The sequence below is a fragment of the Hydrogenophaga sp. LT287 genome (genome assembly GCF_055702805.1).
In genome coordinates this window covers 336,671-356,980 of record NZ_JBVPZC010000001.1, presented here as the reverse complement: position 1 = coordinate 356,980, position 20,310 = coordinate 336,671, and the positions used below count along the sequence as shown (strand labels likewise).

The window sequence follows — 20,310 nt, the reverse complement described above, 5'->3', positions numbered from 1 at the left end:
GCCAATCGCCCTGCACGCTCGCCCAGCCGCGAACGAACAAGGACACGAGGAAGCAACGCAGCGGGGATGACCCAAAGGCGTTGCCCCCTCCAAGTCAAAAACGAGCAGGAGAAATACATGGTTGGACAATCTGCGCTGATATTTGCGCTGGTGTGCGGACTGGTGGCGGTGGCCTACGGCTTCTGGTCCCGCAGCTGGATTCTTTCGCAAGACGCGGGCAACGCCCGCATGCAAGAAATTGCCGGTGCCATTCAGACCGGCGCTGCGGCCTATCTGGCCCGGCAATACAAAACCATCGCTGTCGTCGGCGTGGTGCTCGCGGTCCTCATCGGTGTCTTTCTGGACGCTCAAAGCGCTGTGGGCTTTGTGCTGGGGGCGGTGCTCTCGGGCGCTTGTGGCTTCATCGGCATGAACATTTCGGTGCGGGCCAACGTGCGCACCGCACAAGCGGCCACCCGCGGCATTGGCCCGGCGCTGGACGTGGCGTTTCGCGGCGGCGCCATCACCGGCATGCTGGTGGTGGGCTTGGGCCTTTTGGGCGTGGCGGGTTTCTTCTGGTTTTTGGTCGGCAATGGCAACCTGACACCCGACAAAGACCTGGCCAAGCTGCTCAACCCGCTGATCGGATTTGCCTTTGGCTCGTCGCTCATCTCCATTTTTGCGCGCCTGGGCGGCGGCATTTTCACCAAAGGCGCCGACGTGGGTGCCGACCTGGTGGGCAAGGTGGAAGCTGGCATTCCGGAAGACGACCCGCGCAACCCGGCCGTGATTGCCGACAACGTGGGGGACAACGTGGGGGACTGCGCCGGCATGGCCGCCGACCTGTTTGAAACCTACGCGGTCACCCTGATCGCCACCATGGTGCTGGGTGCGCTGATGGTGTCGGCCGCACCCATGCAGGCCGTGTTGTACCCGCTGGTACTGGGCGGTGTTTCCATCATCGCGTCCATCATTGGCTGCTTCTTTGTGAAGGCCAGCCCCGGCATGAAAAACGTGATGCCGGCGCTCTACAAGGGCCTGGCGATTGCGGGCGTGCTGTCGCTCATCGCGTTCTGGTTCGCCACCGCCTGGATCATGCCGGACAACGCCATCACCGCCGAAGGCAGCCAATGGCGGCTGTGGGGCTCGTGTGCTGTCGGCTTGTTGCTGACCGCTGCACTGGTCTGGATCACCGAGTTCTACACCGGCACGCAGTATTCGCCGGTGAAGCACATTGCCCAGGCATCCACCACCGGACACGGCACCAACATCATTGCCGGCCTAGGCGTTTCCATGCGCTCCACCGCCTGGCCTGTGCTGTTTGTGTGCGTCGGCATCCTGGCTTCGTACCAGCTCGCAGGCCTTTACGGCATTGCGACCGCGGCCACGTCCATGCTCAGCATGGCCGGCATCGTGGTGGCGCTCGACGCCTACGGCCCCATCACCGACAACGCCGGCGGCATCGCTGAAATGGCCGAACTGCCCAGCAGCGTGCGCGACGTGACCGACCCGCTGGACGCCGTGGGCAACACCACCAAGGCCGTTACCAAGGGCTACGCCATCGGCTCGGCCGGCTTGGCTGCGCTGGTGCTGTTTGCCGACTACACCCACAAGCTGGAAACCTACGGCCACCAGATCACGTTTGACCTGAGCGACCCGATGGTGATCGTGGGCCTGTTCATCGGCGGCATGATTCCTTACCTGTTTGGCGCCATGGCAATGGAAGCCGTGGGCCGGGCGGCCGGTGCGGTGGTGGTGGAAGTGCGCCGCCAGTTCAAAGAAATCCCCGGCATCATGGAAGGCACGGCCAAGCCCGAGTACGGCCGCGCGGTCGACATGCTGACCACCGCGGCCATCAAGGAAATGGTGATTCCCTCGTTGCTGCCCGTGGTGGTGCCCATCTTGGTGGGCATCTTCCTCGGGCCGAAGGCCCTGGGTGGTCTGCTCATGGGCACCATCGTGACCGGCCTGTTTGTGGCCATCTCCATGTGCACCGGTGGCGGCGCCTGGGACAACGCCAAGAAGTACATCGAAGACGGCCACCACGGCGGCAAGGGCAGCGAAGCACACAAAGCCGCGGTCACCGGCGACACCGTGGGCGACCCCTACAAGGACACCGCTGGCCCGGCTGTGAATCCGCTGATCAAGATCATCAACATCGTGGCGTTGCTGATCGTGCCTTTGCTGCCCATGGCTTGACAGCGCTGCGCTGACACAAAAACGGCCCGCTTGTGCGGGCCGTTTTTACGACCCCGCTTGGAGAAGCATCAGAGCCCAGCCAGATCCGCGTGGGTCAGCACCCGCACAATTTCCCCGGCACCTGCGGTGAGATTTGTCAACAGCGCCGCATTCCCTTGTTCGATGGCTTGCAGCACCAGTTCGTTGATACCCCCCACCGCGGCCATGGCCATGGCTGGTGATATCGCGCGCACCGGCGCAGCGCCGGGCGAGGCTGCTCCGTTCACGGTGCTCACCATGAAGTCTGCCAGTTGCTGCATCACCTCGCGGCGCGCGCGCAAGCCTTCGGAGCCAAGTTGGTGAATATCGACAAACAGCACACGAACCAGGCCTGGGCCGGCCGCCAGGTGCTCAAAATAGGCCCGTAGTGCCTGCTCAATCTGGGTCTGCCAAGGCCGATCGGGCTTCAGCGCTTCGCGCAGGGTGCGCAAGGCCGATCCGCTGGCTGCACGGTACAGCGCCAGGAAACAGGCCTCTTTGCCGTCGAAGTGTTCATAAAACGTGCGCTTTGATACGCCAGCTTCGCGCACGATGTCAGCGATGGTGGTCACCGCCAAACCCTTCTCAGCCGACACCGTGGCCATGGCCTGAAGCAGACGGGTACGGTGTTCATGCTCCAGTTCATGGGCGTGGTCGGGCGCTGCAACGGTGTTCATGCGCCAGATCTTAGGCGGCGTCACCGGCGCCAAGCTGACAGGCCACAGCGGGCTTTCCCCGTTGACAGGATGGCACGTGGAGTGACACACTGAGCCATTCGGTACCAGCAGGTACCAGCTTGAAAAAGTACCTGATATGACCGCACTTGTTGTCCGACGCCTGTTGATCGACCTCGAAAAGCCGGTGCGCCGGCATTGGTGCAATGGCGACGCGTTCCTGACTGCGTGGTTCAACGCGTTGTCCATGAGTTTCCCCGTCGGAGAACAGTTTTTCATTGACTCGGTGCGGGCTGGTCTCCAGGCACTGCCTGAAGACAAACAGCGCGCTTTCAAAACCGAAGTGCAAGGCTTCGTGGGCCAGGAAGCCACACACCGTCGCATCCACGCGCTGTTCAACGCCCAAATCGAAAAACACGGCTTGGTGAACGACTGGGAGCCACGCGCCCGCGAGCGCTTGAGCTTGGTGAATGGCAGCGATCCACGTCACGGCCTGGCCATCACCGCGGCCAACGAGCACTTCACCGCGCTGTTCGCCGAATGGATGCTGTCGCACCCGCAGCTGCTTGATGGGTGCGAACCCCGGCTGAAAGCGCTTTGGCTGTGGCACAGCGCTGAAGAAGCCGAACACAAATGCACCGCTTTTGACCTGTACCAGGCGCTGGACGGCAGCCACGCCTGGCGCGTGAAGTGGATGCGACGCGTCACATTGATCTTTTTGACCGACACGCTGCGCCAAACGCTGAACAACCTGCAGCGAGACGGCACGTTGTGGCGCTGGAACACCTGGCAAAGCGGTTGGAAACACCTGCTGGGCCGCCAAGGCCTGCTACGCCAGAGTTTCCGCCCCTGGCGGGCATACTTTTGTGCCGACTTTCACCCCAGCCAGCAGTCCAGCAACTTGTCTGAAAACTGGCTGCAAGAAAACACCCACCTCTACACCCGGGTTGGCGCTGCCTGAGCGGGCTGCAGCCCTCCGGTGAAACCCCAAGGCCTATGGGTGCGTCCCCGCATTCGGTGCGGGTGTCACCCATAATCGAGCCATGTCTGAACGCGTCATTCCCCTGGTAGACCAGCGCATCGCATCGCGCTCTGCCGCTATTCCTTCCGTGCCCATTGCTGCTACTGGCTTGTTGGGCGACCAGCTTGGCCGACCGCTGCGCGACCTGCGCATCAGCGTGACCGACCGCTGCAACTTCCGTTGCAGCTACTGCATGCCCAAAGAAGTCTTTGACAAAGACTACCCTTACCTGCCGCACAGCGCGCTGCTCAGCTTCGAAGAAATCACCCGCCTGGCGCGGCAATTTGTGGCCCACGGCGTGCAAAAAATCCGCCTCACGGGTGGCGAGCCGCTGCTGCGCAAAAACATTGAGATATTGATCGAGCAACTGGCAGCCTTGCGCACGGTCGAAGGCAAACCGCTGGACATCACCCTGACCACCAACGGCTCCTTGCTGGAACGCAAAGCAGCGTCGCTCAAGGCCGCTGGTTTGCAGCGCGTCACGGTCAGCCTGGACGGGCTGGACGACACGGTCTTTCGGGCCATGAACGACGTCGACTTTCCCGTGGCCGACGTGTTGCGCGGCATTGAGGCCGCGCAAGCAGCGGGGCTCGGGCCGATCAAGGTCAACATGGTGGTCAAGCGAGGCACCAACGACCACGAAATATTGCCCATGGCGCGCCACTTCAAAGGCACGGGCATTGTGCTGCGGTTCATTGAATACATGGACGTGGGCGCCACCAACGGCTGGCGCATGGACGAGGTGATGCCCAGCGCCGAGGTGGTGAAACACATCCACACCGCACTGCCGCTGGTGCAGCTTGACCCTTCCGCGCCGGGCGAAACCGCTGAGCGCTGGGGCTACGCCAACGCCGATGGAAAGCACGACACAGCAGCGGGTGAGATTGGCGTCATCAGCAGCGTTACACAGGCCTTTTGCCGCGACTGCAACCGCGCCCGCCTGTCCACCGAAGGCAAGCTCTACCTGTGCCTGTTTGCCAACGAAGGCCACGACCTCAAACCCTTGGTGCGCGCCAACGCCACGGACGAGCAGCTGGCGAGCGCCATTGCCGCCGTATGGCAGGGCCGCAGCGACCGCTATTCCGAGCTGCGGGCGAGCCTGCCGCCCGACGCGTCCACCGGAGGCCGGCGCGTCGAGATGAGTTACATCGGAGGCTAGAGAAAGCTCCCCCCCTGCGTCGCTTCGCGCCGTCCCCCCAAGGGGACCACGCTGGTGGCCCGGCAAAGCCGGTTCCACGGCGTTCGCTGAACAAGACATCCCCCCGCACACCGTTTTTCTCATCAAAAGTTCACATGATCCACACCCATGAAATCACCGCCATCGTGCTCGCGGGTGGCCGAGGCTCCCGCATGGGCGGCGTCGACAAAGGGCTGCAAAACTTTCACGGCACCCCGTTGGCGCTGCACACCGTGCTGCGGCTGCAAATGCAAGAAGGGGGTCTGGTGGGCGAGTTGATGATCAACGCCAACCGCAACCTGTCGGCCTATGAAGCTTTTGGCGCCCCCGTATGGCCCGACACGCTGAGCGACTACGCTGGCCCACTGGCGGGCTTCATGACAGGGCTGGAGCGCTGTGAAACGCCGTATTTGCTCACGGTGCCTTGCGACACACCGCTGTTTCCATTCGACCTGGCGCAGCGGCTGGCGCAGGCGTTTGAAGATGACAGCACCGAAATCGCTATGGCCGCCGCGCTGGAAGAGGACGGCCAGTTGCGCGCGCAGCCCGTGTTTTGCCTGATGCGCGTGGAGCTGCTGGAAAGCCTGGTTGCGTTCACGCAGGCGGGTGGGCGCAAGATTGACCGCTGGACCGACCAGCACAAGACGGTGTTGGTGCCGTTCACCTTGCCGGGCGATGATGCCCGGGCGTTTTGCAACACCAACACGCTGGCCGAACTGCACGCGCTGGAAAACCCCTGAAAAGCCCTGAGTTGTGCCATGAAAACCATTGCCCAGATAGCCGCTGAATTGCAGGGCTACGACCCGCAGACCCTGAGCGCCGAGCGCGCCAACGACTTCCTTGCAGAGCTGATCGAACCCGTCACCGAGATCGAAACGCTGTCCGTGTTTGATGCATTGGGCCGCGTGCTCGCACAAGACGTGATCTCACCCATCAGCGTCCCGCCACACGACAACTCGGCCATGGACGGCTTTGCTTTCAACAGCGCCCAGTTGCGCCCCGGCCAACCGTTGGCGCTGCAGGTGGTGGGCACCGCGTTTGCCGGCAAAGCCTGGGCGGGCCGTGTGGCCGCAGGCGAGTGCCTCAAGATCATGACGGGCGCCATCATGCCGCCCGAGCTGGACACCGTGGTGCCGCTGGAATTTGTGCAGGTGCAAGGCGACCGCGTGGAGATGCCGGCTGGTGTGGTGAGCGCTGGCGACAACCGGCGCCTGCTGGGCGAAGACCTGATGGCGGGCCAACCTGCGTTGCGCAAAGGCCAAACCCTGGGCCCGGCTGCACTCGGCCTGATCGCCAGCCTGGGACTGCCGAGCGTGACCGTATTCCGGCGTGTCAAGGTGGCGTATTTCTCCACCGGAGACGAAATTCTGAGCCTGGGCGAAGCGCCACGCGAAGGCGCTGTGTACGACAGCAACCGCTACACCGTGTTTGGCCTGCTCACCCGGCTGGGCGTGGAGGTGATCGATATGGGTGTGGTGGGCGACGAGCCGGCTTTGCTTGAAGCCGCTTTCCGCCAAGCGGCGGCCACGGCCGACGCCATCATCACCAGCGGCGGCGTGAGCATGGGCGAGGCCGACCACACCAAGGCCATGATGAAGCAGTTGGGCGACGTGGCGTTTTGGCGCATTGCGATGCGCCCCGGGCGGCCGATGGCAGTGGGGCGAATTGTTCACCCCCACGCTCCACCGCTGTGTGGGTCGCTGCCCCCCGAGGAGGAAGAGCCCGGCTTGGGACGTCCCGGCGCCGGTCGCACCGAGCAAGGCCGCTCAGCCATCCTGTTTGGCTTGCCGGGTAACCCCGTGGCCGTGATGGTGACGTTTCTGGCCTTTGTGCGCCCTGCCCTGTTGCGGCTCATGGGCTGCACCGCGGCTGAGCCGGTGTTGCTCAGGGCACACAGCGGCGAAGCCTTGCGCAAGAAGCCCGGGCGCACCGAATACCAGCGTGGCATCGTCACACGCCAGGCCGACGGTGCGCTGCATGTGCGTACCACCGGCAACCAGGGCTCGGGCGTTTTGCGCTCCATGGTGGAAGCCAACGGCCTGATCGTGCTGCACCACGGCCAGGGCAACGTGGCCGTGGGCGATGCGGTCGACGTGATGATGTTTGACGGCGCGATCTGACGGCAGGCCACCGCCCCTCAAACGGCTAACCGCCCTTGGCCACAATGCGGCAGGCCTTGCCACTGCGTCCCCGTGGCACCGCCTGGCCCAGCTCGCCCAGCACTCGAATGGGCAAAGCCCCCTGCGAAACCGCAAAAGACTGCAGCGCCTGACGGCAACACTTCAAGGCCTCGCGCCCGGCTTGACCCGCCAGGGGCAGACGCAGCACCAGGGTGCTTTCGTCGCGCTGGCGCAGTTGAAAATCAAACACCCCGGCCTGCTCTTCCAGCACGGTGGACAAGGCCAGAGGCAACAACGCAACGTCACCGGTAAGCCCGCGCATGCGCAGGATGTCGTCGCGCCGGCCCTGCACGTCAACCACCGGGAACGGTGAACCGCACCCGCAACGCTCAGGGTGAATGGTCACCTGGTCCCCCATGGCATAGCGGATCAGCGGCTGCACGGTGTTGGCCAGGTTGGTCAGCAACACGCCACACGACGGCTGCCCGGGCGGCACCGGGCGGTTGTGTTCGTCCACCGGCTCCAGGACCAGCCAGTCGGTGTTCAGGTGCAATTGGCCAGCCTCGCACTCCCACCCCATGGCAAGAAATTCAGAGGCGCCGTAGCTGTTGCGCACGCGACAACCCAGCGCCGTTTCAATGCGCTGGCGCACCGCGGGGCTCAGCGTTTCACCACCCGTCCAGACTTCGCGCAGGCCCGGTTTCAAGCGACCCAGGTCGGCCTGCTCGGCCAGCAAGAGTGCGGCTGTCGGGTAGCTCGCCAGCACCGTCGGGGCAAAGGCGTTGAGCGCATCCACCAGAGCACCCACGGGCTGCAAGATAGAGAAAGAACGCATGGAGGGCGCCAGCCAGGGCTGCAGCTGGCGCAGCCGTTCCAGGCTGACAAAGCTCGCGAAATGCCCCCCGGTGGCGCCCACAAACGCCATGCGCTCGCTCAGGTAGAACGGGTCAAACCAGCGCTGGGTACGCTGGTCGGGGCTGCGACGCACGGCTTCCAGTGCGTCGTACACCGCCATGGCACGCGCGTCCTGCACAAAAATGCCGGGTTGGCCACTGGTGCCCGAACTCTCCCACACCAGGTAGCGCCCCAGGTAGGGCTCGCCCATGCGCAAGGGGTCGGATGTAAAAGCCTGCAACTCGCTCAGCACAAGGCCGGGGTCGGTCACCCAATCCGAAAAACGGCCCATGAGCTCGTCGCGGCAGACCGGGGCCAAGTGCCCGAGAGCGCTGGCGTGGTCGGGTAACTTCGCCAGGCGTTCGCGGTACAAGGCAGAGCCGCACCGCGCCGCCGCCAGCAGTTGGCCCAAGCGCTCCTGCTGCCAGCGTGCCACCGACGTTTCGCTGGCATGCGCCTGCGACAGCACCTGGGCGGTGGTGGTGGCGAGCAAAAAAGGATCGAAAACAGTGCCCACGCAGAGACTCCCCGGGGCCGGTGGAGCACACGCGGCCAGGTCGACGGCCCAAGCCCCAGCGCGGCACCAACAACAAGCGGGTGCCACACCATGCTACCGGCCGGCGGCGCACCCCGATTGCTCTGGGTCAAGGGGCCAGGCTTCCCTTGCCGATTCAGCTCGCCGGTGTTTCCAGCGGCGAAGCCACCGCTTTCAGACCCGCCTGGCGCACCTCGCCCGAGGTTTTTTTGCGCGCCAGCAGGGTGTACATGGTGGGCACCACAAAGATGGTGAGCAAGGTGCCCAGGCTCATGCCACCCACAATCACCCAGCCAATTTGCTGGCGGCTTTCAGCACCCGCGCCACTGGCCAGCGCCAGCGGAATGGCCCCAAGCACCATGGCACCGGTGGTCATCAGGATGGGTCGCAGGCGCAGCGCAGCCGACTGTTTGACCGCCTCCAGCGTGGTCAGTCCCTGTTCACGCAACTGGTTGGCGAACTCCACGATCAAAATACCGTGTTTGGTGATCAGCCCCACCAGGGTGATCAGCCCGATCTGGCTGAACACGTTGAGCGTGCCCCCGGAAAACTTCAGCGCCAGCAGCGCCCCCAGCATCGACAAGGGCACACTCAGCATGATGACCAAGGGGTCAACGAAGCTTTCAAACTGCGCCGCCAATACCAGGTAGATGAACAGCAGCGACAGAGCAAACACAATGGCCAGCGAGCCTGACGCGCTTCTGAACTCGCGGCTCTGGCCGTTGAGGTCGGTGGTGTAGCCCGGCGGCAAAATTTCAGCGGCCGTGGCGTCCATGAATTGGAGCGCATCCCCCAGCGCCAGCTCGGGCGCCAGGTTGGCGGTGATGGAGGCACTGCGCCGTTGCCCAAAGTGGTTGAGTTCTCGCGGCACCACCACCTCGCGGATTTTCACCAGCGAGGCCAGCGGAATCATGGCCTCGTTGCGACCCCGCACAAACAGGCGGTCGATGTCGTCGGGCGTGCTGCGCTGGGCGCTGTCGGTCTGCACGATCACGTCGTATTGCTCGCCATCGCGCTTGTACCGGGTCACGATCCGGCCGCCCAACATGGTTTCCACCGTGCGGGCAATGGCGTCCACATTGACACCCATGTCGGCGGCGCGTTCACGGTCCACGTCCATGCGGATCTCGGGCTTGTTCAGGCGCAGATCAGTGTCCACCTGAACAAAACCAGGATTTTTGGCCAGGGCGTCCTGAAACTGACGCACCACTCTGGCCAGGTTGTCGTAGCTGTCCGAGGTGACGATCACGTAGTTGATCGGCCGCTCGCGAAATCCCTGTCCCAGCGAGGGCGGCGTGATGGGGAAAGCGCTGATGCCCGGCAAGGCCGCCATGCGCGGCGCAATTTCGCGGGCAATTTCTTGCGTGGTTCGTGTGCGTTCCTCCCAGGGTTTGGCGCGCAAAAACACGTTGCCCTGAGCCACGGTAGGGTTGCCGATGTTGCTGAAAATACGGTCGAACTCGGGGTAGTCCTGGCCAATGCGCTCAATGGCTTCGGCATAACGGCGGGTGTAGGCCAGGGTGGCGCCATCGGGGCCGTTGATGCTGGCCAGAATCACCCCACGGTCTTCAATGGGCGCCAGTTCTTGCTTGGTGGTTTGCAGCAGCCACCAGCTGCCCGCCGCGCTGGCCACCATGACCAGCACGACCGCCCAGCGCAGGCTCAAGGCAAGCGCCAGCGCGCGGCTGTAGCCGCGCGTTACGGCGTTCAGCACGCGTTCCATGCCGCGGTCAAAACGGCCCGGCTTGGGGTTGTGGCGCAGCAGTTTGGAGCACAGCATGGGCGACAGCGTGAGTGCCACAAAGCCCGACACCACCACTGCACCGGCCAGCGCCAACGCAAACTCTGCAAACAGGCGACCCGTGCGCCCGGGTGTGAAGGCCAGCGGCGCGTACACCGCCGCCAGAGTGAGCGTCATCGCCACCACGGCAAAGCCCACTTCACGAGCGCCCTGAATGGCGGCTTCAAACGGTTTCACACCTTCTTCAATGTGGCGGTAAATGTTCTCCAGCACCACAATGGCGTCGTCCACCACCAGGCCAATGGCCAACACCAGTGCCAGCAGGGTGAGCGTGTTGATGGAGAAACCAAACAGGGCCATCAGCGCAAAGGTGCCGATCAGGCTCACAGGAATGGTCACCAGCGGGATGATGGACGCACGCAAGGTGCGCAAGAACACAAAGATGACGAGCGCCACCAGCACCACGGCTTCGGCAATGGTGGTGTAGACCGCCTTGATCGACCGGTCAATGAAGACCGAATTGTCGTTGGCAATGTCCACGTTGACACCGGGTGGCAGGTCGGTCTTCACCTTTTCCAGCAACTGGCGCACGCCGGCGGAGAGTTCCAGCGGGTTGGCCGTGGCCTGGCGAATGACGCCGAGCGAAATGGAGTCGCGCCCGTTCAGGCGCACCGAAGTGCGCTCATCCTGCGGACCTTGCAGCACGCGGGCCACGTCGCCCAGGCGGATGGTCTGGCCATTGATGTTGCGAATGGCCACGTCGCGAAACTGCGCCGGCGTTTGCAAGTCGGTGGCGGCGGTCACGTTGAATTCGCGCAGCGTGCTTTCGATGCGGCCCGCGGGCACTTCCAGGTTGGAGCGTCGCAGCGCGTCTTCCACGTCCTGCACCGTCAACCGGTAGGCGGCCAGGCGGTCGGGGTCGATCCAGATGCGCATGGCGTATTTGCGCTCGCCATACACCCGCACATCGGCTGCACCGGGTGCCGTTTGCAGCACCGGCTTGGCCAGGCGGTTGGCAAAATCAGAGAGTTGCAACGCATCGTGCGTGTCAGAGCTCAGCGCCAGCCAGATCACGGGGAAGGCGTCGGCCTCCACCTTGGCAATCACCGGCTCGTCAATACCTTGCGGCAGGCGCTGGCGCACCCGGCTCACTTTGTCGCGCACGTCGGCAGCGGCGGAATCGGGGTCGCGCTCCAGCTTGAAGCGCACCGTGATCTGGCTGCGCTCCTGGCGGCTGATGGAAGTAATGACGTCGACACCCTCAATACCTGCCAGTGAATCTTCCAGTGTTTTCGTCACCTGCGACTCGACCACTTCACTGGAGGCACCGGTGAAACTGGTGCTGACCGTGACCGTGGGCTCGTCGATCTTGGGGTACTCGCGCACCGTCAAACCGGTGAACGACACCCAGCCCACCAGCAGAATCAGCAGCGACAGCACGGTGGCAAACACCGGGCGGCGAATCGAAATTTCAGGCAATTGCATGCAGCGGACTCCCGAACAAAAGGGCCATCAAGGGGTCATGGACAGAAAAATGGGGTCATTTGGCCGGCGCGGCAGCAGGGCCGGCGCTTGCAGCGCGCGGTGCACCGCCAGGTTTGCTCATGTCGACCACCCGCACGGCTGTGCCATCGCGCTGCAGCCGTTGCTGCCCAGCCACCACCACCGTATCGCCCTCGGCCAGCCCGACCAGCACCTGCACCTGCGCGCCCTGGCGCACGCCCAACTGCACTTCGGTGCGGCGCGAAACGAGCTTGGCGGCATCACCCTCGCCTTCTTTTTCCAGCTTGAACACAAACTGTTTGCCGCCCTGGGGCACCAGCGCCTCTTCCGGCACCACCAGCGCCGCTTCGTCTACCGAAAAGACGGTCAACACCCGCGCAAACATGCCCGGACGCAGATCTCCGGCGGGCGACGGTGGCAGCACCGCGCGCACCGCCACCGAGCGGCCATTGGCGTCCAGCAGCGGGTCGACTGCCTGCACGCGGGCCACGAAAGATTGACCGGGCAAAGCGTCCAGCTGCACTTGCACCGACTGGCCAGCGGCTATGCGGGTCTGGTAGCGCTCGGGCAGACGAAAGTCCACCGTGAGGGCCGAGGTGTCTTCCAGGTTCACCAGATCCGCACCGTCTTTGACGTATTCGCCGAGGTTGATGCTGCGAAGACCCACGGTGCCGTCAAACGGAGCCGTGACGCGCATGCGTTGCAGGCGCGCCTGCGCCAGCGCCACCTGGGCCTCGGCCACCTGCAAGTTGGCCTGGCTTTCGTCCAGCACCCGCTGGGCCACAAAATTCTCTGCCACAAGCTCCTGGTTGCGCTTGAGGTTGGCCCGCGCAATGGACAACTGGGCCTGCGCCTGGCTGAGCTCCGCACGCTGCAGCACGTCGTCAAGTTGCACAAGCAACTGTCCGCGGCGAACGCGCGCGCCATCGGCAAAGGCAATCTGGGCAATGCGACCGCTGACCTCGGGTCGCAGCGTCACGCTCTGGCGCGAACGCAGCGTGCCCACGGCCTGCGCGTCGTCCTGAATGCGAAGTGTCTTCACTTGGGTCACCTCGACGCCCGGAACTCCGCCCGCGCGGCCGGCTGCTGCAGGGGTCACCTTTGTTGAAGGCGTTCCCGACGAGGTCTCAGCCGGCGCCGATGCAGCCCGGTTTTGAAACCACCAGGCACCGGCAGAAGCCAGTCCAATACCCGCGGCAGCTACCACCATGTAAAGCGTCTTGTTTGACATGTTTCAAATCATCTGGAAAGAGACCAACAGCGACCGCAGGAGGCTTTAAAAGAATCAATGTAACAGTCAAGAGACCGAGGCGCTGGCAGAAGTTCAATCACCCAGCTGCTTCCCGGGCTGGGGTCTCAACTCGGCACCCCCCGGTTGGCGAGGGCGTCGGCCCGCTCGTTGCCAGGGTCCCCCGCATGGCCTTTCACCCAGTGCCACTCGATTTGGTGGATGCCGTCGTGCGTCAGGGCGTCCAGTCTTTTCCACAGGTCCGCGTTTTTCACGGGCTGCTTGGCGGCCGTTTTCCAGCCCTTGGTTTTCCAGCCGTGAATCCATTCGGTGATGCCCTTGCGCACGTATTCACTGTCCAGGTACACCGCTACGGTACAGGGCCGCTTCAGGGCCGAGATGCCCTCGATCACTGCCATCAGTTCCATGCGGTTGTTGGTGGTTTCGCGTTCACCGCCCCACAGTTCTTTTTCATGACCGCCCGCCTTCAGGAACACACCCCACCCACCAGGACCGGGGTTGCCCTTGCAGGCCCCGTCGGTATAGATCACCACATGATTCAATCAAAAACTCCAAAAAAACAGAAAAGGTATGGGCCACCCGCAGCCGACCCCAGGCACCTCCGCGCCAGGGTTTGATCAGTGGCGGTTGGTGACCACGGCGGTGGCCGAGGCCGTCGCACGCCGGGGTTTCCAGGCAGGCCCGAGCAGGCGCACGCCACGCACCCGCTTCACCGCCACAACGAAATACACCGCACCGAAAATGGGCCACCAGCGGGGCCCTGCGGTGTCCATCCATGCGGTGCGCTGCAGCCATTTTTCGGTTTTCACCGCAGGTCGGTAGCAGCCGTAGCGGTCAGACTCTACTTCAAAACCGAGCAGGCTCAGCCAGTCACGCAACCGCCACGGGCCGATGAAATCCCCAGCCTCGGGCAGGTACAGCGGTGTGGCGTCAGCCCCCGACAGCCCCAGCCGTGCGCCCAGCCGGCCCCGCCCTTGCCGCAGGCCCCACAGGCTGGCTGGATTGAACCCCGAGATCACCACCCTGCCCTCGGGTACCAGCACACGTTCCACCTCCCGCAAAACCTGGTGCGGATCGGCGCTGAGTTCCAGCGTGTGGGGCAGCACCACCAGATCCAGGCTCGCCGCTGGAAATGGCAGCGCCGCGGCATCGGTGATCAAGGCCACGCGGCGCACAGGCTTGTCGTGCTCTACGCTGTCCACCAAGCGAGCACCTTCCTCACTGATCAGGCTTCCGTTCAACGTCGGGCCCAGCGGAACCCCTTCTTCGGGCAGCGCCAGCCAGCGGTGGGGCATGCGGTTCGCGCGCAATGCATCCAACTCACACAAACCGAGCTGCAGCGCGTTGTAACCAAACAGGTCTGCCACCGCCAGATCAAACTGTGCATGCTCCCAGCCCAGCAGGTACTGCCCCGGCGCGGTTTGAAGCCAGCCGCCCAGCGCGCCGGGTGACAGGTCGCCAAGTCCTTCGGGGTGTTCGGGGTTCAAGGTGCTGACTCTCCTGTGGTTGCCGTCACGCTGACATGACTACAGACAGTCCTGCGGCTTTCTGCGCGAAAGATACGGTGCATGCTCGATAGAACGGGCCTGAACCGCCACAGGTTTGTTGATCTACATATGCCTGAGGAAAAACCCGTCCACAGGACGGTTCCGGTGTTCCACACACAAGATACCGTCTGCGATACTCCGTATTTTGCGGCTTCCGTGAGTTTTCCGTTTCTGTGACGGCTGTTTTTTTAATCCTAAACACCGCGTATTTACATGCAACTGCTGCCCATACCTGCCTTCACCGACAACTACATCTGGGTGTTGCACGATGCGCAGCGCGCACTGGTCGTGGACCCCGGCGAGGCCGAAGGCGTGCTGCATTGGTTGAAGCAGCAGCGTGTGCAACTCGACACCATCCTGATCACCCACCACCATGCAGACCACACCGGCGGCGTGGCAGCATTGCGGCAAGCCACGGGAGCGCGGGTGATTGGCCCCACGGCAGAGCAAATGCCTGAGCCCCTGCAACGGGTGGACGACGGCGAAGTTGTCACGGTCCTCGGCCTGCCGTTTCATGTGATCAAGGTGCCTGGTCACACGGCGGGACACGTGGCATTTTTCTGTCCGAACGTCGATGGTGCGCCTCTGGTGTTTTGCGGCGACACGCTCTTCTCAGGGGGCTGCGGCCGCCTGTTTGAGGGCACCCCGGCACAGATGCTGGCGTCGCTGGACCGCTTGAGCCGCCTGCCCGACGCCACCCAGGTCTGTTGCACCCACGAGTACACGCTGTCCAACCTGAAGTTTGCTCAAGCGGTCGAGCCGTTCAACGCCGAGCTGAAGGCCTACTTGGCCCGGTGCCAGCAGCTGCGCGCACAGAACTTTCCAACGCTTCCCAGCTCCATCAGGGTCGAGAAGCAGATCAACCCCTTCCTTCGCAGCCGTGAGGCCACCGTTCGCCAAGCGGCAGCCACCCACGAGCCCCTTGCATCCACCGACGACGCAGGCGTATTCGCCACGCTTCGGACTTGGAAAAACGATTTCAGATGACCCACACCCTGCTTTTTTCCTGCCCTGCCTTGCTCACACCCACCGCCCCCCTGGAGCGTACGACACCCCAAACCGATCGATCTTCACGGGTCACAGCGCGAGGCCCCAAAGCTGGCCTGCTGGGCCTGGCCATTCTGGTATTGAGTGGTTGCGCCACGGTCGGCCAGGATGTCGGCAGCCTGCCCACCGATGGCGTGCGTGCCGCCAGCGAAGCCAACCGGCAAAGACCTCGGTCGCTGGCGGCCAGCGAGCCAGGCGCCCCGCTCAGCGCCATCGGTATCGCCAACACCAGCCTGCCATCGGTGGTCACGCTGGCCGCACCTTCCGACTTATGGGACCGGATACGTCGCGGATTGTCCATGCCCGATCTGGACACCGACCTGGTGCGCGACCGTGAGCAGTGGTACGCCAGCAGGCCCGACTACATCCAGCGCATGACCGAGCGGTCCAGTCGGTACCTGTTCCACATCGTTGAAGAAATCGAGCGGCGCAACATGCCCATGGAACTGGCGCTGCTGCCGTTCATTGAGAGTGCGTTCAACCCGCAGGCGGTTTCCAGCGCGCGGGCCGCTGGCATGTGGCAGTTCATGCCAGCCACCGGTGAGTCGTTCGACCTCAAGCAGAATATTTTTCGTGATGACCGGCGCGACGTACTGGCCTCAACCCGCGCCGCGCTGGACTACCTGCAGCAACTGCACAACCGCTTTGGTGACTGGCATCTGGCACTGGCGGCCTACAACTGGGGGCAAGGCAACGTCAGTCGGGCCATCACCCGCAACCAGCGCGAAGGCCTGCCGACCCGCTACACCGACCTGAACATGCCGATGGAAACGCGCATGTACGTACCCAAGTTGCAAGCGGTGAAAAACATCATTGCCAGACCGGAAGCGTTTCGCACCCAGCTGCCTCTGATCGGTAACCATCCATTCTTTGACACCGTGACCCTGGACCGCGACATGGACGTGGCCGTCATCGCCCGCCTCTCAGGGATCAGCGAACAAGACTTCCGCGCGCTCAACCCGTCATTGAAGCACCCGGTGGTGATGGCGGCAGGCACACCCAATATTTTGTTGCCGTGGGACAGCGCGGCGGTGTTTCAAAGCAAACTTCAAACCCACGGTGGCCAGCTGGCCAGCTGGACCGCCTGGGTGGTCCCCAGCACCATGACGGCGGCACAAGCGGCCGATCGCGTGGGGATGAGCGAAAGTGAGTTGCGCAGCATCAACAGCATTCCTCCACGGATGCTCGTTCGTGCCGGCTCCAGCTTGCTCGTGCAGCGCTCCGGCCAGCACAACAACGACGTGTCGATGCATGTGGCCGACAACGGCCACCTGAGTCTGCAGCCCGAAGTGATTTTGAAGCGCACCTCGGTGCGCGCTCGCAAGGGTGAAAATCTGGCTCAACTGGCCGACCGCTATGGCGTGAGTCCGGTCAGCGCGGCAGGCTGGAACAAACTCGCGGTCAACGCTCGGCTAAAGCCCGGTCAGCGCATTACCCTGATGCTGCCGCAGCGCGCCGCGATGATCCTGGCATCTGCCCCGGTGAAGAAAGCGGAGGGCATCGAAGAAAAAACGAATAAAAAACCTCGAAAAACAATCGCTGACACGAAAAAAACCGGCCAAGCCGCACCACAGAAAGATAAAAAAACCGCAGCCAGAAGCAAGGTCGCACCGGCCGGGAAAACCCCCGCACCCACCGGAAAAACACAACTGGTCAGCAAAAAGGCTGTGACAAAGGTCGCCGCGAGCACCAAGTCGTCCAAACGGCCCTGAGTTTCCGTCGGGCCAGCGCTGGCCCGTTACAGCACTCAAGCCCGGTACTTCGCTTTGGCCTTCCGAGCAAACTCGTTGGTGAAGGTTCGCTCAAGGTCCACCCGCTTCGGCGGACCGGTGTCGTCAAACTGGGCCAGTATGCGTGCCGCGGTAGCCGGTCCCTGTTCAGGCATCAGGCCGTCGGGCGCCCAGGCCTCACGGGCCCGGCTGAAAGCGGCCAGGTACAAGGCGCGATCACCCTGAAAATAACGCTCGGGCACGGCCTTGATGATGTCCGACGGACCGGCGGTCTGCAGCCACTTGAGCGCATGCACCATGGCATCGGTCATGGCCTGGCACAGCCGGGGATGGCTTCCAATGAACTCGGTCGATGCGATCAGGCTGCCCGCAGGCATGGGGCCACCAAACACCTCGGCATTGCCCCGCACGGTGCGGGTATCGGCCACCACGCGCAGCGCACCCCCCTGCTCCAGCGCGGTGATCACCGGGTCGTTGTAGCAGATAGCGTCGATTTTTCCGCCACGAAACGCCTCGACCGCTGACACTGCGTTGGGCAGGCTGATGTACTGCACCTCCTGAGCGCTCAAGCGCGCTCTGGCCAGCAGCAAGCGGGCCACGCGGTGCGACGCCGAGCCTGGCCCCATGATGCCGATCTTTTTACCGCGCAGGTCTCGCAGCTGACGGTAGTAACCCATCGTGTTCTGCGACACGCCCAAAACAATCTGCGGCGCGCGCCCCTGCAACACAAACGATTGAAACGACTGCCCCCTCGCCTGCAAGCTGATGGTGCTGCTGTACCCACCCGAATACAGGTGCGCGGCACCCGACAAGACCGCCTGCACCGACTGATTGGCTTCTGCGAACTCTCGTATCTGCACGTCGAGTCCCTCAGCGCTGAAATACCCCAGGCGCTCAGCAATGGTGAGCGGAAGAAAGCAAAAAGCGGCCTTGTTGTCGACCGCAACCACCACGCGCGCCGCTCCCTGGCGCGGTGCAGGCGCCGGGCTCATTTGCGCGCGGGCACTGGACAGACCACCGCTCAACAGCGCAGAAGCGCACAACCGACACCACCCACGGCGATCCCACATTGCATGTCCCTTTGCTCACTTGTTTTTTGACTTGGAACAAGGTTAAGCGAGCTGGTGCCGTGCCGCATCGGGACGAATCCCGAGCGGGTTTCCACCGAGGGAACATGCAAGCAGACGTTACGCGCAGGTAGGCAGCAGCAGCCCAAGGCGCCCGCCAGGGGCTGCTGCAACCCCGGGACCGCCTCAGGCGAACAAAATGGCGATGTTCACCGCCAGCGCCAGCACCCAGGCCAGGGTGCGTGCGGTGGCCATGTCGGCCACGTACATCATGATGTAAAGCAAACGCAACACAACAAACAGAAAGGCCAGCACGTCCAACCGCGTCTGGTAAGCACCGAGCTGATGGGCAATGATCACGGCGCCGATGAAAAAAGGCAGAGCCTCAAAGCTGTTGGCCTGTGCCGCGTTGGCCCGTGCACGCCAGCTTTGCTGGTTGGCCAGCCAGGCACGCGGGTTGTTGTTGTCAAAACCTCCCGCCCCGCGCGGCTTTGAAAACGTGCCCCATTTGGCCAAGCCTGCACAAAAAATAGGCAGCAAAGCCGCCACCAGAACGGCCCAGTAGGCGACGGTCAATCCAGCCAGTTTCATCGGGGTTTTTCCTGAAAAAAGGGGTCTCTCAGCGGCGATCGACCAAAGCATGGGCGATGGTACCCAGGTCCACATACTCCAGTTCGCTGCCCACCGGCACGCCCCGCGCCAACCGGGTCACCTGCACCGCGCGCCCCTTGAGCGCCTGCGCGATCACATGTGCTGTGGTCTCTCCTTCGGCGGTGAAATTGGTGGCCAAAATCACTTCGTGGACCTCACAAGGTATGTCGCCTGCGGTGGCTTGTGCCAAGGCGCCGTCCTCTGGTTCATCGCTCTCGTCCTGTGGAGCCAGCGCGTCGATGCGGTCAAAAAGTTTTTGCAAACCAATGTCCCGCGGGCCCACCCCATCCAAGGGGCTGAGCTTGCCCATGAGCACGAAGTACAACCCTTTGTACGCGCCGGTACGCTCCATGGCGGCCTGATCGGCGGGACTTTCCACCACACAGAGCAGGCTGCGGTCCCGCCGTGGATCACGGCAGGTAGGGCAGACATCGTCTTCGGTAAAGGTGTGGCACAACGCACAATGCTTCACGTTCGACGCCGCGTGCTGCAGTGCCTGCGCGAGCTGCAACGCACCCTCGCGGTCGTGCTGCAACATGTGAAAGGCCATGCGCTGAGCCGATTTCACACCGACCCCCGGCAAGCGGCGCAAGGCCTGGACCAGCAGTTCTAACGAGTGAATTTCGGCCATGAAATTTTTCTTGTGTGTGGCCACGCCAAGTTGTCGCGCCACCAGCCGTCAATGGAAATGGCACGAAGCAAGCTGGTTCGGTCAGACCACCGAAGCGAGTGTCGACGGCTTGCAGCCAGCCCAGAAGCGGCGCGCCGCCCCGACTTGAAGCCGCACAACTTGGTTTAGAAAGGAAACTTCATGCCGCCAGGCAGGCCCGGCATACCCGCCGTCAACTTGCCCATTTTTTCATTGGACGTTTCTTCGGCTTTGCGCACAGCCGCGTTGAACGCTGCGGCGACGAGGTCTTCCAGCATGTCTTTGTCGTCGGCCAGCAGGCTGGGGTCGATGGTGACGCGCTTGACGTCGTGCTTGCAAGTCATCAGCACTTTCACCAGGCCAGCGCCCGATTCCCCGGTCACTTCAATGAACGCAAGTTCGTCCTGGGCCTTCTTCAGGTTGTCCTGCATGGCCTGGGCCTGCTTCATGAGACCGGCGAGTTGTCCTTTGTTGAACATGGTTTTCCTTTGGGTTTGAATTCAAGAGAC

The 20,310-nt window shown here is 63.2% G+C and carries 17 protein-coding genes; 7 read left to right on the top strand and 10 right to left on the bottom strand.

Translation table 11 applies throughout. From position 1 onward, the window contains the following. The first annotated feature begins 117 nt into the window (after nt 1-117). Nucleotides 118-2,178, top strand: coding sequence for a sodium-translocating pyrophosphatase (locus AC0GNR_RS01650; protein WP_472899261.1), 2,061 nt, complete (start codon nt 118-120; stop codon nt 2,176-2,178). A gap of 68 nt (nt 2,179-2,246) precedes the next feature. Here the strand turns inward: AC0GNR_RS01650 and AC0GNR_RS01645 are convergent, their stop codons facing one another. After that, complete coding sequence (locus tag AC0GNR_RS01645) at nt 2,247-2,873, bottom strand: TetR/AcrR family transcriptional regulator (protein WP_472899260.1); 627 nt, start codon at nt 2,871-2,873, stop codon at nt 2,247-2,249. Between the two features lie 136 nt (nt 2,874-3,009). Here AC0GNR_RS01645 and AC0GNR_RS01640 point away from each other — a divergent pair, with 136 nt between their 5' ends. The 4 genes from AC0GNR_RS01640 to moeA all read left to right on the top strand — a co-directional run bounded on the left by AC0GNR_RS01640 (nt 3,010) and on the right by moeA (nt 7,188). Continuing rightward, a complete protein-coding gene (locus AC0GNR_RS01640) occupies nt 3,010-3,831 on the top strand; it encodes a metal-dependent hydrolase (protein ID WP_472899259.1) in 822 nt (273 codons plus the stop codon). An 82-nt stretch (nt 3,832-3,913) separates the two neighbouring features. Further along, the gene (gene moaA / locus AC0GNR_RS01635; protein ID WP_472899258.1) at nt 3,914-5,050 is read left to right on the top strand and encodes a GTP 3',8-cyclase MoaA; all 1,137 of its coding nucleotides are present in this window, start codon (nt 3,914-3,916) and stop codon (nt 5,048-5,050) included. Between the two features lie 134 nt (nt 5,051-5,184). After that, nucleotides 5,185-5,808: a molybdenum cofactor guanylyltransferase MobA gene (mobA, locus tag AC0GNR_RS01630; RefSeq protein ID WP_472899257.1), complete on the top strand. Its 624-nt coding sequence runs from the start codon at nt 5,185-5,187 to the stop codon at nt 5,806-5,808. Nucleotides 5,809-5,826: 18 nt separating this feature from the next. Then, the gene (moeA, locus tag AC0GNR_RS01625) at nt 5,827-7,188 is read left to right on the top strand and encodes a molybdopterin molybdotransferase MoeA (protein WP_472899256.1); all 1,362 of its coding nucleotides are present in this window, start codon (nt 5,827-5,829) and stop codon (nt 7,186-7,188) included. 25 nt (nt 7,189-7,213) lie between these two features. On the opposite strand, the gene AC0GNR_RS01620 is transcribed toward moeA, so the two are convergent. The 5 genes from AC0GNR_RS01620 to AC0GNR_RS01600 all read right to left on the bottom strand — a co-directional run bounded on the left by AC0GNR_RS01620 (nt 7,214) and on the right by AC0GNR_RS01600 (nt 14,549). Continuing rightward, nucleotides 7,214-8,599, bottom strand: a complete 1,386-nt coding sequence (locus tag AC0GNR_RS01620; protein WP_472899255.1) for a phenylacetate--CoA ligase family protein — start codon at nt 8,597-8,599, stop codon at nt 7,214-7,216. A gap of 154 nt (nt 8,600-8,753) precedes the next feature. Next, a complete protein-coding gene (locus AC0GNR_RS01615; protein ID WP_472899254.1) occupies nt 8,754-11,843 on the bottom strand; it encodes an efflux RND transporter permease subunit in 3,090 nt (1,029 codons plus the stop codon). Nucleotides 11,844-11,898: 55 nt separating this feature from the next. Continuing rightward, nucleotides 11,899-13,071: an efflux RND transporter periplasmic adaptor subunit gene (locus AC0GNR_RS01610; RefSeq protein WP_472899306.1), complete on the bottom strand. Its 1,173-nt coding sequence runs from the start codon at nt 13,069-13,071 to the stop codon at nt 11,899-11,901. A 146-nt stretch (nt 13,072-13,217) separates the two neighbouring features. After that, nucleotides 13,218-13,652: a ribonuclease HI gene (rnhA, locus tag AC0GNR_RS01605; RefSeq protein WP_472899253.1), complete on the bottom strand. Its 435-nt coding sequence runs from the start codon at nt 13,650-13,652 to the stop codon at nt 13,218-13,220. Nucleotides 13,653-13,727: 75 nt separating this feature from the next. Continuing rightward, nucleotides 13,728-14,549, bottom strand: coding sequence for a class I SAM-dependent methyltransferase (locus AC0GNR_RS01600; protein WP_472899305.1), 822 nt, complete (start codon nt 14,547-14,549; stop codon nt 13,728-13,730). Nucleotides 14,550-14,870: 321 nt separating this feature from the next. Here AC0GNR_RS01600 and gloB point away from each other — a divergent pair, with 321 nt between their 5' ends. Next, complete coding sequence (gene gloB, locus AC0GNR_RS01595) at nt 14,871-15,644, top strand: hydroxyacylglutathione hydrolase (protein WP_472899252.1); 774 nt, start codon at nt 14,871-14,873, stop codon at nt 15,642-15,644. Further along, nucleotides 15,641-17,416, top strand: coding sequence for a transglycosylase SLT domain-containing protein (locus tag AC0GNR_RS01590; protein WP_472899251.1), 1,776 nt, complete (start codon nt 15,641-15,643; stop codon nt 17,414-17,416). The genes gloB and AC0GNR_RS01590 overlap by 4 nt, the downstream gene beginning before the upstream one ends. Nucleotides 17,417-17,451: 35 nt before the next feature. Here the strand turns inward: AC0GNR_RS01590 and AC0GNR_RS01585 are convergent, their stop codons facing one another. The 4 genes from AC0GNR_RS01585 to AC0GNR_RS01570 all read right to left on the bottom strand — a co-directional run bounded on the left by AC0GNR_RS01585 (nt 17,452) and on the right by AC0GNR_RS01570 (nt 20,280). Continuing rightward, nucleotides 17,452-18,426: an ABC transporter substrate-binding protein gene (locus tag AC0GNR_RS01585; RefSeq protein ID WP_472899250.1), complete on the bottom strand. Its 975-nt coding sequence runs from the start codon at nt 18,424-18,426 to the stop codon at nt 17,452-17,454. A 261-nt stretch (nt 18,427-18,687) separates the two neighbouring features. Continuing rightward, on the bottom strand, nt 18,688-19,092 hold the full coding sequence (locus AC0GNR_RS01580; RefSeq protein WP_472899249.1) for an MAPEG family protein: 405 nt from the start codon (nt 19,090-19,092) through the stop codon (nt 18,688-18,690). 28 nt (nt 19,093-19,120) lie between these two features. After that, nucleotides 19,121-19,783 carry a recombination mediator RecR gene (locus AC0GNR_RS01575; protein ID WP_472899248.1) on the bottom strand — a complete coding sequence of 221 codons (663 nt, stop codon included), beginning with the start codon at nt 19,781-19,783 and terminating at the stop codon, nt 19,121-19,123. Nucleotides 19,784-19,947: 164 nt separating this feature from the next. Beyond that, nucleotides 19,948-20,280, bottom strand: coding sequence for a YbaB/EbfC family nucleoid-associated protein (locus tag AC0GNR_RS01570; RefSeq protein ID WP_236965158.1), 333 nt, complete (start codon nt 20,278-20,280; stop codon nt 19,948-19,950). Between the last annotated feature and the right edge of the window lie 30 nt (nt 20,281-20,310).